The organism is Roseovarius sp. Pro17, from assembly GCF_035599575.1.
Taxonomy (GTDB): Bacteria; Pseudomonadota; Alphaproteobacteria; order Rhodobacterales; family Rhodobacteraceae; genus Roseovarius.
In genome coordinates this window covers 387,631-404,183 of record NZ_CP141179.1, presented here as the reverse complement: position 1 = coordinate 404,183, position 16,553 = coordinate 387,631, and the positions used below count along the sequence as shown (strand labels likewise).

At 62.7% G+C, this 16,553-nt stretch carries 15 protein-coding genes and 1 pseudogene; 6 read left to right on the top strand and 10 right to left on the bottom strand.

The genetic code is table 11. From position 1 onward, the window contains the following. Window positions 1-15: 15 nt before the first annotated feature. Genes U3654_RS01985 through U3654_RS01970 form a run of 4 tightly spaced genes read right to left on the bottom strand, consistent with a single transcriptional unit; the run spans window position 16 to window position 3,524 of the window. Window positions 16-1,578, bottom strand: coding sequence for a trimethylamine methyltransferase family protein (locus tag U3654_RS01985; protein ID WP_324753685.1), 1,563 nt, complete (start codon window positions 1,576-1,578; stop codon window positions 16-18). A gap of 58 nt (window positions 1,579-1,636) precedes the next feature. Continuing rightward, window positions 1,637-2,545, bottom strand: coding sequence for a DMT family transporter (locus U3654_RS01980; protein ID WP_324753684.1), 909 nt, complete (start codon window positions 2,543-2,545; stop codon window positions 1,637-1,639). Further along, the gene (locus U3654_RS01975) at window positions 2,542-3,243 is read right to left on the bottom strand and encodes an HAD family hydrolase (protein WP_324753683.1); all 702 of its coding nucleotides are present in this window, start codon (window positions 3,241-3,243) and stop codon (window positions 2,542-2,544) included. Before U3654_RS01975 ends, U3654_RS01980 begins: the two co-directional genes overlap by 4 nt. Continuing rightward, the gene (locus U3654_RS01970; protein ID WP_324753682.1) at window positions 3,240-3,524 is read right to left on the bottom strand and encodes a DUF3572 domain-containing protein; all 285 of its coding nucleotides are present in this window, start codon (window positions 3,522-3,524) and stop codon (window positions 3,240-3,242) included. Before U3654_RS01970 ends, U3654_RS01975 begins: the two co-directional genes overlap by 4 nt. A gap of 87 nt (window positions 3,525-3,611) precedes the next feature. Here U3654_RS01970 and U3654_RS01965 point away from each other — a divergent pair, with 87 nt between their 5' ends. The 3 genes from U3654_RS01965 (at window position 3,612) to U3654_RS01955 (ending at window position 6,319) form a co-directional block, all read left to right on the top strand. Beyond that, complete coding sequence (locus tag U3654_RS01965; RefSeq protein WP_324753681.1) at window positions 3,612-5,018, top strand: diguanylate cyclase; 1,407 nt, start codon at window positions 3,612-3,614, stop codon at window positions 5,016-5,018. A gap of 182 nt (window positions 5,019-5,200) precedes the next feature. Continuing rightward, the gene (locus U3654_RS01960) at window positions 5,201-5,590 is read left to right on the top strand and encodes a DUF983 domain-containing protein (RefSeq protein WP_324753680.1); all 390 of its coding nucleotides are present in this window, start codon (window positions 5,201-5,203) and stop codon (window positions 5,588-5,590) included. A 21-nt stretch (window positions 5,591-5,611) separates the two neighbouring features. Further along, complete coding sequence (locus U3654_RS01955; RefSeq protein ID WP_324753679.1) at window positions 5,612-6,319, top strand: NUDIX hydrolase; 708 nt, start codon at window positions 5,612-5,614, stop codon at window positions 6,317-6,319. Here U3654_RS01955 and U3654_RS01950 read toward each other — a convergent pair. Genes U3654_RS01950 through U3654_RS01940 form a run of 3 tightly spaced genes read right to left on the bottom strand, consistent with a single transcriptional unit; the run spans window position 6,282 to window position 8,278 of the window. Then, on the bottom strand, window positions 6,282-7,175 hold the full coding sequence (locus tag U3654_RS01950) for a DMT family transporter (protein ID WP_324753678.1): 894 nt from the start codon (window positions 7,173-7,175) through the stop codon (window positions 6,282-6,284). The genes U3654_RS01955 and U3654_RS01950 overlap by 38 nt on opposite strands. 19 nt (window positions 7,176-7,194) lie before the next feature. Next, a complete protein-coding gene (locus U3654_RS01945; protein ID WP_324753677.1) occupies window positions 7,195-8,079 on the bottom strand; it encodes a fatty acid desaturase in 885 nt (294 codons plus the stop codon). Then, entirely contained in the window at window positions 8,072-8,278 is a 207-nt protein-coding gene (locus tag U3654_RS01940; protein ID WP_324753676.1) for a DUF2061 domain-containing protein, read from the bottom strand. Before U3654_RS01940 ends, U3654_RS01945 begins: the two co-directional genes overlap by 8 nt. A 103-nt stretch (window positions 8,279-8,381) precedes the next feature. Between U3654_RS01940 and U3654_RS01935 the strand changes: the two genes are divergently transcribed. Next, window positions 8,382-9,245 carry a helix-turn-helix domain-containing protein gene (locus tag U3654_RS01935; RefSeq protein WP_324753675.1) on the top strand — a complete coding sequence of 288 codons (864 nt, stop codon included), beginning with the start codon at window positions 8,382-8,384 and terminating at the stop codon, window positions 9,243-9,245. A gap of 10 nt (window positions 9,246-9,255) precedes the next feature. Here the strand turns inward: U3654_RS01935 and U3654_RS01930 are convergent, their stop codons facing one another. Next, entirely contained in the window at window positions 9,256-10,299 is a 1,044-nt protein-coding gene (locus U3654_RS01930) for an aldo/keto reductase (RefSeq protein WP_324753674.1), read from the bottom strand. Between the two features lie 206 nt (window positions 10,300-10,505). On the opposite strand from U3654_RS01930, the gene U3654_RS01925 reads away from it, so the two are divergent. Together U3654_RS01925 and metG are read left to right on the top strand one after the other, a co-directional pair. Further along, window positions 10,506-11,729 (top strand): MFS transporter, encoded by a 1,224-nt coding sequence (locus U3654_RS01925; RefSeq protein WP_324753673.1) that lies wholly within the window; start codon window positions 10,506-10,508, stop codon window positions 11,727-11,729. 110 nt (window positions 11,730-11,839) lie between these two features. Then, window positions 11,840-13,564: pseudogene (gene metG, locus U3654_RS01920) on the top strand (methionine--tRNA ligase); the annotation flags it as partial. Window positions 13,565-13,675: 111 nt separating this feature from the next. Here metG and tig read toward each other — a convergent pair. Further along, window positions 13,676-15,010 carry a trigger factor gene (gene tig / locus U3654_RS01915; RefSeq protein WP_324753671.1) on the bottom strand — a complete coding sequence of 445 codons (1,335 nt, stop codon included), beginning with the start codon at window positions 15,008-15,010 and terminating at the stop codon, window positions 13,676-13,678. Between the two features lie 110 nt (window positions 15,011-15,120). Beyond that, window positions 15,121-16,386, bottom strand: coding sequence for a benzoate/H(+) symporter BenE family transporter (locus tag U3654_RS01910; protein ID WP_324753670.1), 1,266 nt, complete (start codon window positions 16,384-16,386; stop codon window positions 15,121-15,123). Window positions 16,387-16,553 lie beyond the last annotated feature (167 nt).

The window sequence follows — 16,553 nt, the reverse complement described above, 5'->3', positions numbered from 1 at the left end:
ACCTCCTGGCGGCGCTCAATAGTCGGTAGGCGCGCCGCCTTCGGATTTGCGGCGAGCGACGAAGTCGGCCAGTTCCTCGCGGATGGAATCCTCCATCGGGGGCGGCTCAAAGCTGGCGAGGATATCCTGCACCATTTGGTGTGCGCGCTGCGCGGTCCAGACGCCGCCCGCTGCTTCCCACGCCTCAAAGTTGCGCCAATCGCTGAGGAACGGCTGATAGAACGCGGTCGTATAGCGATCCTGCGTGTGCTGGATGCCAAAGAAATGGCCCTGATCGCCCACCTCGGCGATAGCGTCGATCGCGATCTCGTCCGGGCCAGTGGCTGTCAACACAGGGTCCATGTAGCGCTGGATATGTTGCAGGATCTCGCAATCCATGACCAGCTTTTCGGGGCACGCGATCAGCCCGCCCTCCAGCCAGCCCGCTGCGTGGTAAACCATATGCGCGCCCGACTGGACGGCCGACCAGAGGCTGTTCGACGTCTCCCACGTGGCCTGCGCATCCGGCACATTCGCGGCGCAAACGCCACTGGCGCGCATCGGCAGCTTGTAGAGCCGCGCCAGTTGTCCGGTCATCTGGGTCGCGCGCATGTATTCTGGTGTGCCGAAAGCGGGCGCGCCGGATTTCATATCGACATTCGAGGTGAACGTGCCGATAGCGCAGGGCGCTCCGGGGCGCACAAGCTGCGCCAGCACGACTGCCACCAGCGCCTCGGCCACCGATTGCGCGACCGCGCCCGCCATCGTGACCGGCGCCATGGCCCCCGCCAGCGTAAACGGCGTCACCACCAGCCCCTGCCCGCGCCGCGCAAGGCGCATCCAGCCGTCCAGCATCGGATGATCGTGCTTTAGCGGCGAGGTCGAATTGATGTTGGTGAACATGCGCGGGGTCGCGTCAAACTCCGCATGGCTCAGTCCGCCTGCGATGCGCACCATCTCCATCACGTCCTCGACGCGCTCTTTGCCGAGGCTGTAGGCATGAGCGACCTTGTCGGTCAGCGTCAGCTTGTCATAAAGCACATCGAGATGGCGCACCGATGCGTGGATATCCTGCGGCTCGACCGGGTAGCCGCCGACGAAGTGAATGCAGTTGAAATACTGGCTGAGTTTTAGCAGATCGGCGCACATTTCGCGCGTGCCTGTCACCTTTCGGCCCAGTTTCATGTCCCAATAGCTGGGCGGCGACGACACGTTGCCAAAATTCAGGTGCCGCCCACCCATGGTAATCTGGCGATCAGGATTGCGCGGTGTCATGGTCCACTCTGCGGGGGACTTGGCCACCTCTTCCATCACAAAGTCGCGGCCCATGCGCAGGTTCGTGCCTGAAATAGTGCAACCGGTGGACGCGCGGAAAATCTCGAGCGCCTCCGGGTTCAGGATCTCGATCCCGATCTCTTCCAGAATTCGCATCGCTCCGTCATGAATGGCGGCGACGCCTGCATCATCCAGCGGCTCAGTTGGGCGGTCGATATTGATCGGCGGATTCCACGGCATCTGCTCGATCACCGCGCTGCCGCGGCGGTCGGCATTTCCCGCGCGCCCCCCGGTGCGCTTGCGGCGCTTCAGTTCTTCGCTCATCCGGCAGCCCTCCGCGTCTGGTAGGCCTATCGAACCACGGCGCTGACTTCAGATGTATTCACTTTGCGGCAAGGTTTGTCGCTTTTGCATTTCTACGCTGCACCTTGCGCCTTGCGTGCATCAGATAGAGCGCGATCGCCCCCACTACTATCGTGCCACCCAACAACATCCGAGGGGTCAGCGCCTCGCCCAGCGCCAGCCAGACCCACGCGGGGCCGAGAACCGTTTCGAGCAGCAGCAACAGGCTTACATTCGCCGCCGCCGTGTGGCGCGATGCGATGGACAGCGACAGGAACGACACCGGCAGAACGATGCAGCCGGTGATCGCGATGGCCCAGACATTGCCGTCCGTCATCTGCGCGGGGCCCGTCGCCGTCACGCCTGCCGCCCCGGCAAACAGCGCACCGACCCCGATTAACAAAGGGATGGGCAGGCTGGGGCGCGCGCGCAGTACGACAAAGTTCAATGCCAGCATCATTGCCACGCCAAGGCCCGCCAGCGCGCCCAACAGGGCGATGCGTGGCTCTGCCGCTGCCTCGCCCCCGCCCAGCACCGCGATGCCGATGCCCACTGCGACGACTGCGATGGTAATCCACGTCGCCCGTGCCGTCCGCTCACCTAGCAGCGCCCAAGCGAATAGCGCCGCCCAGATCGGCGTTGTTGCTACACCGAAAAGGACGATCGCCACCGGCGCCGCCGCAATCCCCAGAGCAAACAGCGACGAGTTGAAGAATTGGCACACGACAATGGCGATTCCCGCCCCGCTGGCCAGCAAGGTCAGATCACCCCGCCGCGTACGACTGGTCAGCAGCCAGATCACGATCAGCGACGTCCCCATAAAGAGGCCCCGCCAGCCCAGCATTTGCGGGCCAGACATCTGCGACAGCCGTAAAAACATCGCATCCGGCGTCAGCACCAGCGCGCCGAAGGTCGCCAGCATCAAGCCAAAGGCCGGATGCCGCGTCACCGGTCCAGCCAGGCCGGGATATGGCCGATATCGGGCAGCACGTCATCGGCCAGCGGTGCCAGTTCGGCCGTCTCGGCGATGCCGGTCAGGACGCCCAGCGTCAGCATCTTGGCCGCGCGACCGGCCTTCAGATCATGCGTACTGTCGCCCACCATGACGCAGCGCGTCGGATCAAGACCCGTTTGCCGCGCGAAGGCCAGCAGCGGACCTGCCGCCGGCTTGAACCCGTGGCCTGTATCGTATCCGGCGACGAAATCGAAATGATCAAGCACTCCGGCACTGGTCAGATGCGCACGCGCGCCGTGATCGGTATCGTTCGTGACCAGCCCGATCTTGAGGCCGCGCGCGGACAAATCGGTCAGGAATGGATCCAGCGGCACAGCGGGCTGCAAGGGTGCCTGGGCTGATGTGATCTTGATGTATTCCTCGATTTCATCCGCATCAGAACCGGGTATCGCGACGGCGAGTGTCTCGGCCCCTTCGCGGCTGGTTGCGCCGATCATCGGGCTGGTCGGCAGAAATCGACATTCGGCCAGATCGAACTGGATTGCACGCGCCAGCGCCTCGGGGTCCGCTCCGTGGCGCTCGGACAGATGGCCCAGCAGGGTGCGGGTCCAATCGGCCCACGTGGTGTGAAAATCAAAGAGCGTGCCGTCTTTGTCAAAGATAATGCCGTCGATCCGGGTGCTGCTGCTCATGTCCAGTGCTCCTCTTGCCCGCCGGGCAGCATCACGCGCGCCTGCATGGGTGCGTCGGTCGCCAACTGCTCGGCCGCGCAGAAATCGATGACCCACTGATCGTTCATCATCACAAAATCCAACACCCCTGCCAGAAATGCCGGATCAGAAGCGCCCCGCCGCAGATCATCCTCACCCGCACCAGTCGCACCCATGAAGACCGGAACCAGCTCTTCGTTAGCCAGCAGCCAGCCAAGGCAGCGAAGAGCGATCGTTTCGGCGGATTCCCGCGTATGCTTCATGATGCTAAATTTCCCGGAAAGGTTTTCTTAACTTCTTGCATGGATAGTCGAGCCAGAGAATAGGGCAAGTCAGAAAGGCGTTCGCCCATGTCAGGGAAAATTTTGATCGTGGACGCTGTGGCGACCAACAGGATCGTGCTGAAGGTCAAGCTTTCGGCGGCACATTTCGAGGTACATCAGGCGTCGTCGGGCGGCGGTGCCATGGCGATTGCGCGTGACCTGAGGCCCGACCTGATTATCGTGGGCGCAGCCCTCACCGACATGGAGTGCGGCGATCTTATCGCTGCGCTGCGCGCGCGGCCCGATCTGGCCATAGTGCCTATCGTGGCCCTCCTGCCCGAGGATACCGGCGAGGCTCGCGTTGCCGCGCTGCGCGCCGGTGCCGATGATGTGATCTCTCAGCCGATTGACGAGCGGATCATGCTGGCCCGACTGCGCGGATTGCTGCGCCAACATCACGCGCTGCAGGACATGCGCCTGAACGCAGGCCCCGATTGCGCCGCAGGCTTCGGCGAGGCGCAAGGTGGGTTGCTGAGGGCGGGGCGCATCACGATCCTCGGCGTACACATGTCCGACGCGATGGCGCTGCGAACCCGTCTGCGCAGTTCCTGTCACCACCAGATCACCGCGCTGGAGGCAGGCGGCCCGGTGACGGGATCGCCCGGCGCTCCAGCGGCAGACGTCTTTGTCATGCTGATCCCTGAGGGCGCGAACGAGACCGGCCTTGAACTAATGGCAGAACTGCGCGCATCGCCCGAGGCGCGTCACAGCCGTATCGTCTGCCTCGTCCCTATCGGTTCACGCGCTTTGGCTGCCAGCTTGCTGGATCTGGGCGCCAGCGACGTGATCATCGGCCCCGCCGAGCTGGACGAGCTAACTCTGCGCCTGACTCGCCAGATCCAGCGCAAGCAAGCCGTAGACCATCTGCGCACGCGCCTTCATGACGGTTTGCGCGCCGCGATGATCGACCCGCTGACGGGACTCTACAACCGACGCTTCGCCATGCCTTTCCTCAAGGAGCTGGCGATGGCCAATGGCTCTCAGGCGCGCAGCTTTGCCGTGATGCTGGCCGATCTGGATCATTTCAAGCAGATCAACGACCGGCTGGGTCATGCCGCTGGCGACCGGGTGCTGTGCCACGTCGCCGACCTTTTGGGCAGCAGCGTGCGCGAGGTCGATCTGGTCGCCCGTATCGGCGGCGAAGAATTTCTGATCGTCATGCCCGGTGCAAACGGCGCCGAGGCGCGTCAGGCTGCCGATCGGCTATGCAGGCGCATCGCAGAGGCAGGCATCACGATACGCGGCCAAAGCCAACCCGCCCATGTGACCGTCAGTATCGGCGTCGCCATGGGCGAAACCGCTAATGAGGGCGCTGAGGACGAGGATGCAAATGGGCGAATCGACGCCTTGCTCGAACAGGCCGATCGCGCGCTTTACCGGGCCAAGGCGCGTGGGCGCAACACTGTCACGATCAGTGCGCGCCCGGCAGCCTGAACCGGAGGTCGTGCTGCCTCCTCAGATCACGAACGCAACAAGCAACTTGATCTGATGTGAGCTTGGCCATCCGCCGCCTGCGGCGCGGCAAATCCGCGCGACTTAGGCGCGCACAGCCTCTTGCCCCTTTCAATTTCATTGATCCTGCAGCAGATTGCACGCTTCTCAGCTTCGAGGCGTCCATGACCGACAATACCAGTTCCATAAATGAGCGCGCGCTATGGCCCGCGCTGCGCAAGGGATTTCGCTGCAAGTGCCCAAATTGCGGCTCGGGCCCGCTGCTCAAAAGCTATCTCAAGGTGCGCGACGCCTGCGCCGTATGCCGTGAGGATCTGTCACAGCACCGCGCCGATGACGGCCCGGCCTACCTGACGATCCTGATCGTCGGCCATATAATGGCCCCCGCGCTGCATATTGTTTTCGTTCAGTTCCGACCCGATCCTCTGCTTTTGTTCACGATCTTCGCCATTGGCTGCGTGGGTCTGTCGCTGTATCTTTTGCCGCGGCTTAAGGGCGCGGTGGTCGCGTTCCAATGGGCGCGGCAGATGCACGGGTTCGGCTCCAGCGTCTGAAATTCCGCGAAAGGAACCGAAATGCCAGACCAGCAGGCGCCAATCCGCGACGCGGCCACCGTCATAGTATTGCGTCGCGACGGCCCTGCGCCGCGCGTGTTGATGGGCCAGCGAGGCGCATCAGCGGCCTTCATGCCCAGCAAGTTCGTATTCCCAGGCGGTGCGGTCGATCCGGGCGACGCCTCTGTGCCGCTGATGGCCCCACTGCCTGCACTTTGCGCCGGGCGGCTGGACGAAGACAGCGCACCGGGCCTCGCCTGCGCCCTCGCCGCCGCTGCAATTCGCGAGTTGTGGGAGGAATCAGGCCTTATCGTTGGGCAACCGGGCGCATGGCCCTGCGCTATCCCCGAGGATTGGTCCAGTTTCGCCGCGCGCGGCCAAGTGCCGGACGCAACCGCGCTTCAGTTCGTATTCCGCGCGATCACACCGCCGGGCCGTCCAAGGCGCTTTGATGCACGGTTTTTCCTCATTGATGCTGGACATATCGCGGGCGATCCGGATGATTTCAGCGCCGCCACGGACGAGTTGTCTCATCTGCAATGGGTGCCATTACCCGAAGCGCGGCGCTTTGATCTGCCCTTCATCACCGAGGTCGTTCTGGCCGAAGTAGCAGCGCGGGCGCATGATCCATCTCCTCCGGCATCGGTACCATTCTTTCGCAATGATGACGAAGAAAGCCTGTTTTTGCGCCTCAGCGGAAAAAGCCCACTGCAAGAACCGAGCATGTGACCAGCGTCACGCCGATGCCCTCGCGCCGTGTGATCCGCTCGCCAAAAAACACACGCGCGGCGATCAGTGAAAAGATCACTTCGACCTGCCCGACGGCGAATACATAGGCTGCGTTTTGTAGCGTGAAAGCCGTGAACCAGCACAGGCTGCCGCCCAACCCGGTCAGCCCCATCCAGACCGCCTTGCGCCGTGCGGCGATCACGCGCCCGATTTCGCCGACCTCGCGCCAGCGCAACCATAGCGCCATGGCGACCGCCTGCGAAGTGGTAACCGCGGCCAGCGTAACCAGCGCGCGCATGAACGCATCCTCACTCGCGACCTCCAGCGTTGCGCCGCGATACCCCACCGCCGACACGGCAAACAGCGCCCCGGCGACCAGCCCCAGCGCCGCTGCCCGGTTGAATATGCGCCAGCGATCGGCCCCCGCGCCGCCCGACAGGACCACAACACCGACGAGGCCGATCAGGATCGCCGCCATGCCCGCCATGCTGACCCGATCGCCAAGGACGACGAGCCCGATCAGCGCGGTCTGCACCGTCTCGGTCTTTTTGAAGGTGATACCGACGGCAAAGTTGCGCGCGGCGAAGAGGGCAACCATGCACCACGTCGCCAATATTTGCGCCAGCCCGCCCGACAGCGCGTAGGCCCAGAACAGCGGCGAAAGGCGTGGCAGCCCCGCACCCATTTGCCAGACATAGAGGGTCGCCAGCACCACCACGAACGGCATCGAATAGGCGAAACGCGCGAAGGTCGCGCCGCCCACCGACAGCGCGCCCATGCTCAGATGCTTTTGCAGCACAAAGCGCAGCGTCTGAAACGCGGCGGCGGCGATAGCGAGGAGGACCCATGCAGACATGGCCCCTCATGCCCTCAAATCACGGCCGCGGCCAGAGCGGATGCGCTACGCTGTCCTTGGCACGTAATAGGTACTGACGGAAAATCTGGCCATAGCTGCGATAAACGTAGCCGCCGTTGCGCGCGAGGTAATGCGCGCGATTTTGCGCATAAAGGCGCGGCAGGCGATACCACGCGATCTGCGGGTGCATGTGATGGACGACATGATAATTATTGTTGAGGAAAAGCAACGCCAAAGGCCCGCGATCTTCGATCACAACGGTGCGTCCGCTTGCGCGCTCATGCGCGCGGTGCTCAAGGAAAGTGCGGATTTTGAGCAACGACATCGCGCCATAGGCGGCGATGAGGTAGGTCCAGATCGGCATGGGCGACATCCAGACCCAGACCAGAACCGGCGCCACCGCCGCCAGATGCACCAGCCACGCGCGCCGCACAGATCTGTCGCACGCCCTGATCGCACGCCAGTCGCCCCGCAGAAAAGCGGCCATGCCGATTGCCGGCCCGATGATCAGCCGACCCAAGAGCGTGTTGTTGAATATCAGCGCTGCACGTAGCGTGCCGGGTATGCGCGCCCAGACCACGGGGTCGAGGTAATTCGTTTCCGGGTCGTCGTAGGGATCCGTCAATAGCGCATCGCAGTGATGCGCCAGATGCGTGTCGCGAAAGCGTAGATACGGCACGAACAGCCCGAGCGCGGGGAAAACTGCGGCCACATTAGCACGTGTGTTGGCGAAGGGGTGGCCATGCAGCGCCTCGTGGCAAAGCGAGGAATGTTGCGCAATTGCAAGAGCCGCCAACGTCATGCCCAGCGGCAGCCACAGCGCCGCAGCCCAAGTCGTGGCAACGGCCCAGAGCGCATAGACCGCAATCAGCAAGGCTAGCGTTGGCCACTCAACGTCACGCATCGGCGCGTCCCCATGAAATACGTGACCAGATTCGTTCGTAAAGGAAGTAGAGACTGAGGCCGATCACGGTGTTGATCATCGCTATCGCACCGCCCACCCCCGCCGAACCTGTCATCGCGTAGCCCACGACGCTCATCATCGCTAGGCCGTTGATGTTCCAGATGATCGACTTGACCAGCGTGCGTCTGGGCCGTTCCATAAATCCTCCTGACAATATATAAGGTCAGGGGTATCTGGCGCTGTGATGTCTGAACATTGCGTATGCAGTTAACATTTCCCTGCATCTGTGATATTTATCACCAATGATGGTAAAAACCGACAAACGCGCCCGCGCGACCCTTTTTCGCTCGCGATTGGGCGAGGCAATGGGCATGCGCCGCCTCAGCCAGAGCGCGCTGGCCCGCGCCATCGGTGTCGACCGTTCGACCGTGTCGCAACTGTTGTCGGGCGTGGGCGCGCGGTTGCCCAACGCGCAGGTGGTGGGCGAATGCGCACGCAGTTTGGGCGTCTCGGCCGATTGGCTGTTGGGGTTGACTGATCGGCCCGAGACCGCAGCGGATATTCTGGCCAATTCGCTGTCGCTGACCGACGCGCCACGCGCGGTGGTCGATGCCCAGATATTTGAGTGGCACAAGGAGGCGGCAGGTTACAAAATCCGCCATGTCCCTGCCTCATTGCCCGATATGCTGAAAACACGGGAGATGCTGGAATGGGAATACGCCCCCCATCTGGGCCGTAGCACCGATCAGGTGATCGGCGCGTCCGAGGACCGGCTAGAGTGGATGCGCGGTGCGCAGTCAGATTATGAAATCGCGCTGCCCCTATACGAGATGCATAGTTTCGCGCGCGGCGAGGGGTATTATCGCGGCCTGCCGCTGGACATTCGGCGCGCCCAGATTGCCCAGCTGATCGAGGTGACCGAGCAGCTATATCCGCGCCTGCGTCTATCGCTGTTCGACGCGCGCCGCGTCTATTCCGCGCCGGTCACCATATTCGGCCCCTTACTGGCCGTGGTCTATATCGGGCGCAACTACATGGCCTTTCGCGATACCGAGCGCGTGCAGGCCCTGACCGGCCATTTCGACCATCTGCTACGCGAAGCGTCGGTGGCGGACCGCGAGATGCCAAACTACTTGCGCGGCCTCGCGGGCGAAACGCGGCCATGAGGGGCGCGGGTCAGTAGGGCATGGGGTGCGCGCGGTGGGCGCTGTCGATCTCGCTTAGCACCTCATCGCTCAGCGTGATATCCGCCGCATCCAGCGCCAGATCCAGCTGTGCCGTGGTCGTCGCGCCCACGATCGACGAGGTCATGAAGGGGCGCGTTAGCGTCCATGCAATCGCCATCTGCGCTGGGTCGAGCCCGTGGCGCGCGGCAATGTCCAGATAAGCCTGCGTCGCCTTGAACGCGTGGTCGGTGGTGCGTCCGCCCAGATCGCTCACGAAGGTCATGCGCGAGCCATTCGGCACTGCGCCGCCCTGATACTTGCCGGTCAGCAGCCCTGCCGCAAGGGGCGAAAAGGCCATCAGGCCGACATCCTCATGCACGCTCAGCTCGGCCAGATCGGTATCATAGAGTCGACACAGCAGAGAGTATTCGTTCTGGATGCTGGCAACGCGCGGCCAGCCATTCGCCTCGGCAATGCGCAGGAATTGGGCGGTGCCCCACGCGCTTTCGTTGGAGAGGCCGAAATGGGCGATGGTGCCGCGCGCGACCTCGCGGCTGAGCGCCTCCAGCGTCTCGTGCATGTTGTCCAGAACTTCGGCGGTGTTCTGGCCTGAGGGATCGTAGGTCCAGTTCTGGCGAAACATGTAGCTGCCGCGATTAGGCCAGTGAAATTGGTAGAGGTCGATATGATCGGTCTGTAGCCGCCTCAGCGAGCCTTCGACAGCCTCGGGGATGTTGGCGGCGGTAATCGGCGCGCCGTCGCGCACATATGCGAGCCCTTCGCCCGAAATCTTGCTGGCGAGGATCACATCGCGGCGGCGCCCGGTGGTGGCCAACCATGTGCCGATGATCTCTTCGGTGCGACCTTGGGTTTCTGGGCCCTTGGGATTAACCGGATACATTTCGGCGGTGTCGATGAAATTGACACCCTGCTCCAGCGCGCGGTCGATCTGGGCGTGGCCCTCGGCCTCGTTGTTCTGCGTCCCCCATGTCATCGAACCTAGGCACAGCTCCGAGACCATAAGGCCGGTACGGCCAAGCGGGTTCATCTTCATCTGGATCGGTCCTTTCGTCTGTGGCGCGCAACGTAACGCCCTGGCGCGGGAGGTCACGTCCAAAATGAATTTGAGAGTATCGGCGACCAATTCAGGCGGCATTATTTGCGGCCAAGCGATACGGCAGGCTTGGCTTTCCCCTTTGGGCTGTGCAATCTCGCGGCAGGCGAAGCGGGCGAGATCGCTCAAGCGGGAATGACTGCACGATGCGTATGATGATCTCTTTCGCGGCGCTGTTTCTGTCGGTGATCCTGATGCAGCTGGCTTCGGGCGGCTTGGGGCCGCTGGACGCATTGAGCGGTCTGGCGCTGGAGTTTAGCACGACTGAAATCGGGCTGCTCGGTTCGGCGCATTTTCTGGGCTTTTTTATAGGTTGCTGGTGGTCGCCGCGCCTGATGGGCAGTGTCGGGCATAGCCGCGCCTTTGCCGCGTTCACCGCCGCGGGAACGATGTCGCTGATCGCTCATATGTTAGTGGTCGACGCTTGGGCATGGGCGGCCATGCGCGTGGCGATGGGGCTGTGCGTCGCGGGCTGCTACACCGTGCTGGAGGCATGGTTGCAAGCCAAGGTCACGAATGAGACGCGTGGGCGGGCTATGGGGACCTATAGGCTTGTGGACATGGGCGCGTCGCTGGTGGCGCAGATGCTGATTTCGGTGCTCGAGCCTGCGTCATACGTGTCCTACAACATCTTGGCACTGGTCTGTTGCGCCGCGTTGCTGCCGATCACGCTGACGACAGCCACACAGCCAGACACGCCCTCGGCGCCGCGCCTGCGGCCCGGGCTTGCCATTGCGTGCTCACCTCTTGCCGCCGCCGCCGTGGTCGTCGCGGCGATGAGCAGTGCAACCTTCCGTATGGTTGGCCCCCTTTATGGCCAACAGGTCGGGCTGCCGGTTGAGCAGATCGCGTGGTTTCTGGCCGCCTTTGTGCTGGGGGGCGCGATCGCGCAATTCCCCGCGGGCTGGCTCGCGGACAAATATGACCGCCGGCACGTGCTGATTGGGCTATCCATCGCGGCCGTGTGCAGCTGCGTAGTCACCGCGTGGCTGGGTGTGCTGTCGGCCGAGGGCGTGATGCTGACCGCGTTCTTCTTTGGGCTGACGTCGTTTCCGATTTATTCGGTCGCCGCCGCCCATGCCAACGACTTTGCCACTGCCGATCAGCGGGTCGAACTGTCGGCGGCGCTGATGTTTTTCTACGCACTGGGGGCGATTGCCGCGCCGCTTGTAGCCTCAAAGCTGATTGAGGGGTTCGGTCCATCGGCGATGTTCGTGATGATTGCCGCAGGGCATATCGTGCTAATCGTCTTTGGGATCACCCGGATGCGCGTGCGCCCCACCAAGGCCGAGCGCACGCGCTATGTCTGGAGCCCGCGCACCTCCTTTGTCATCGGGCGGCTGACGCGGGGATTTCGCGACAAGCTGTGAGACGCCGCGATCACCCTGATCCTCTGGGCCTTCATCCTCGGGCCTCTGATCCTCTGGCAACACAGCCTTGCTTGCGCTAAAGCGGGCGCAATAAGAAAACCGAGGACACCCGCAATATGGCAAGGCATCTGATCACATCGGCGATTCCCTATATCAACGGGATCAAGCATCTGGGCAATCTGGTGGGTAGCCAGCTGCCTGCCGATCTATATGCGCGCTATCAGCGGGCGCGTGGCCACGAGGTGATGTTTCTGTGCGCCACGGACGAGCATGGCACCCCCGCCGAGCTGGCGGCCAAGAAGGCTGGCAAACCCGTCGCTGAATATTGCGCCGAGATGCATCGCGTGCAGGCCGAAATCGCACGCGGCTTTCGCCTGAGTTTCGATCATTTCGGGCGCTCTTCCAGCCCGCAGAACCATACGCTGACGCAGCATTTTGCGGGCAAACTGGCGGACAATGATTTGATCCGCGAGGTAAGCGAGAGTCAGGTTTACTCCAACGCCGATGGCCGATTTTTGCCCGACCGCTACATCGAGGGCACCTGCCCCAACTGTGGTTACGACAAGGCGCGCGGTGATCAATGCGAGAACTGCACCAAACAGTTGGACCCCACCGATCTGATAGAGCCGCGCAGCGCCATTTCAGGCTCGACCGATCTGGAAGTGCGCGAGACCAAGCATCTGTATCTAATGCAGGCGGGGATGCGCGGCCAGCTGAACGACTGGATCGACAGCAAGGACAACTGGCCCATCCTGACCACCTCAATAGCGCGCAAGTGGCTGAACGATGGCGATGGCCTGCAGGATCGCGGCATCACCCGTGATCTCGACTGGGGAATTCCGGTCAAACGCGGTGATCAGCCTTGGCCCGGGATGGAGGGCAAGGTGTTCTACGTCTGGTTCGACGCGCCGATAGAGTATATCGCCTGCGCCGGTGAATGGGCCGAGGCGCATGGGCTGGATGATGCCGCATGGCAGCGCTGGTGGCGCACCGATATGGGCGCGGATAACGTGCAATATACCCAGTTCATGGGAAAGGATAACGTTCCGTTTCATACACTTAGCTTTCCGGCGACGATCCTCGGCTCGGGTGAGCCGTGGAAGCTGGTCGATTACATCAAATCGTTCAACTACCTGAATTACGATGGCGGCCAGTTCAGCACATCGCAGGGGCGCGGCGTGTTTATGGATCAGGCGCTGGACATCCTACCGCCGGATTACTGGCGCTGGTGGCTGCTGAGCCATGCGCCCGAATCCAGCGATTCCGAATTCACGTGGGAAAATTTCCAGACCTCGGTGAACAAGGATCTGGCCGATGTCCTGGGCAATTTCGTCAGCCGCGTGACCAAATTCTGCCGCTCAAAGTTCGGCGAGGCTGTGCCGGAGGCGGGTGAGTTCGGACCCGATGAACAGGCCCTGATCGAGAGCGTCACCGCTCGCGTGCGCGCCTATGAGGCACATATGGAGGCGATGGAGATCCGCAAATCCGCCGCCGAACTGCGCGGGATTTGGGTCGCGGGTAACGAATATCTGCAGTCGGTCGCCCCTTGGACAACCTTCAAAACCGACCCCCACAAGGCAGCGGCGCAGATCCGCCTCGCGCTGAACCTCGTGCGGCTCTACGCGGTGCTGAGTGCGCCGTTTGTGCCGGATGCGGCGGCGGACATGCTGGCAGCGATGCAGACGGATGACGACAGCTGGCCGGATGATGTGCCGGCGGCGTTGGCAGCCCTGAAGCCCGGCCACGCGTTTACCGTGCCGGAGGTAGCGTTTGCCAAGATCACGGATGAGCAGCGCGAAGATTGGCAGGCGCGGTTTTCGGGCGTCCGCGAGTAGCGCCACCCAAGCCGGACGATATCAGCGGCACAAACATTCCTGACACCAACGAAAAAGAGCGGACCTTTTGGCCCGCTCTTTTTGATTCTCAAAAACTGACGCGCGGCTAAATCAGGCCTCGTCGTCCAGCTTTTCGATCTCTTTTTGCAGATCGTCCTTGGTGACCTCTTTCTCGCTCACATTCGCCTGCTCGGCGATGTAGTCGATAACCTTGTCCTCCAACAGCGGCGCGCGCATCTGCTGCTGCATCTGCTGGTTCTGCTGGATATACTCAAAGAACTGACGCTCTTGCCCAGGATACTGGCGGGCCTGCTCCATGATGGCTTGCGTCATCTCCTGATCGGTCACCTGAACTTCGGCGCGCTGGCCCAGTTCGGCCAGCAAAAGGCCCAAGCGCACGCGGCGCTCAGCCAACTTGTTATGCTCGTCCGTGGTTTCGATCTCGGGGTGATCGTGGCCTTGCACGTCGGGATTGTCGTCATGCCACAGCTGATGCGCGATCTGCTTGGCTTCCTGCTCGACCATCGAGGGGGGCAACTCAAAGCTGACCATTTTGTCCAACTCGTCCAGCATCGCGCGCTTCATTACCGCGCGGGCTGCGCCGGCATACTCGGCCTCGAGGCGCTCGCGAATTTGACCCTTGAGGGCATCCAGATCCTCGGCGCCGAACTTGGTGGCCAGCTCATCGTTGATCTCGGCATCCTTGGGGGCCTTTACGGCCTTGATGGTGCAGGAAAAGACAGCCTCTTTGCCGGCCAGATGCTCAGCCTGATAGTCCTCGGGGAAACTGACGGTGACGTCTTTTTCCTCATCGGCCTTCACACCAACCAGCTGCTCCTCAAAACCGGGGATAAAGCTGTTGGAGCCCAGCACCAAGGGATAATCCTCGGCCGTGCCACCCTCAAACGCCTCGCCGTCGACCTTACCGACGAAATCCATCGTGATCTGATCGCCATCTTTGGCTTTGGAGCCCTTCTTGCGGTCGTCGAAATCCTGCGCGGAGGACGCCAGATTGGTCAGCGCCTCATCGACGGCGGCATCATCGGGGACGACCTTCAGGCGCTCAAGCTTGATCTTGCTGAGGTCCAGATCGGGGACTTCGGGCAGTGCCTCGTAGGACATTTCGACCTCGACGTCGTCGCCCTCTTTCCAATCTTCGTTGGTCATCTTCATCGCTGGCTCGGCGGCGGGGCGCACACCCTTTTCCTCGAAATGGCCCTTCATGGCCTCATCGACAGCCTCTTGCATGGCTTCGCCCAAGACGCGCTGGCCAAAGTTCTTTTTCATCAGCGCGAGGGGCACTTTGCCCTTGCGAAAGCCCTTCATCTCAACTTCGGGCTGCGCTTCTTTCAGCTTGTTCATAACCTTGGCGTCCAGCTCCTGAGCGGTCAGAAGCATTTTATAGGCGCGCTTGAGGCCTTCGTTCTGGGTCTCGGTGACCTGCATTGTTCGTCCTTATCCATTGCAATCGGGCCGCGGAGGCGTCCGCAGCGGTCAAAATCACGGTCGTTCTATGGGCGCAGGCAGCGGTGCGCAAGCAGAGTCTTGGGCACGCGTCAGGCCCGCCTCAGCCGTGCGCGCGCCGCCTCGACCCCCACCAGCGCCAGCCCAGCGACAAGCCCCCAGAACGCCGCGCCTATACCCATCAGGCTAAGGCCGGAGGCCGTGACGACGAATGTAACGGCAGCAGGCGCGCCGTGGGCGCCGCTGCTCAGGGCCCCACTGAGCGATCCGATGAACGGCCCCAGCAGCGCCACCCCAGCGACCACCGCGATCAAAGCAGGCGGAAAGCTGGCAAAGAGCAGAACCAGCGGCATCGCCACCAGCGCGATCGCGCCATAGCCCAGTGCATAGACCGGCCCGCAAAGCCAGCGTTTGGCCGGGTCGGGATGCGCGTCGGGGCCGGTACAGATCGACGCGGTGATCGCCGCCAGATTGGTGCTGTGTGCGCCCCATGGTGCACTGATCAGCGACGCGATGCCCGTGACGGTCAGGATCGAGCGGCCCGGCACCGGGTAGCCAGACGCGCGCAAGACAGCAAAGCCCGGCAGGTTCTGCGAGGCCATGGTGACCAGGTATAGCGGCAGCGCGATGCCCAACGCCGCGCCTGCGCTGAATTCGGGCACGATGGGCTGCATCGGCGGCAGTCCGCCCTGCCAGACGGGGTCCGCCATCCCCAATATGATCGCCAACAGCACGCCCAGCGCCAAGACCGCGAGCACAGCCCAGATCGGCGAGAAGGCCCGGACCACGAAAAAGAGCGCAAGTAGCGGCAGTACCAATGCCTCGGCCCCGGGTATCACCAGCGCCGCCTGCGCGACGAAGGCAAAGAGGACGCCCGCCAGCATGGCCGACGCCACTTCGCCAGGTATGCGCGCAACGGCACGCTCCAGCGCCGGGATGAGGCCGGTCGCGATCAGCATGAGCGCGGCGAGGATAAATGCGCCGGTCGCAACCTCCATCGACGTGGCCGAGACCCCTGCCAAGACTGCCGCGCCGGGCGTTGACCATGCGGTGACGATCGGCAAGCGGTGGCGGATGCTGAGTATCGCGGTAGTCGCCAGCATCGACAGGCACAGAACGGTTATCCACGTAGCCTTTTGCCCTTCGGTCGCGCCCAGTGCATCGGCGGCTGACAGGATGATCGCAACCGATCCGCCGAATCCGACAAGGACGGCGACGAGGGCCGAGATTATGACGGACATGCGCATGATGAAGGCCTCTGGAATAGGTTCCGTTGAGGTAGCGGATATGTGCAGGGGGCGGCAAGAGGTGGCGGCGTCGAATTCGCCACTCTGCTCGACGTGCAGGCGGTGATCCATGTTGTGCTCAGTGGTCCGCGATCATGATTGCGATTGACCTTTTCGGGCAGCATGGGGCGCGCAGGCTTCTGTCGAGCATGCTGAGCTTCGGACTCCTCGACACCCCGGCACGCAGAACGTCCAACGGGAAATGCCGCTGACGTTGCTCACTATCGGGCTTGGCTTTT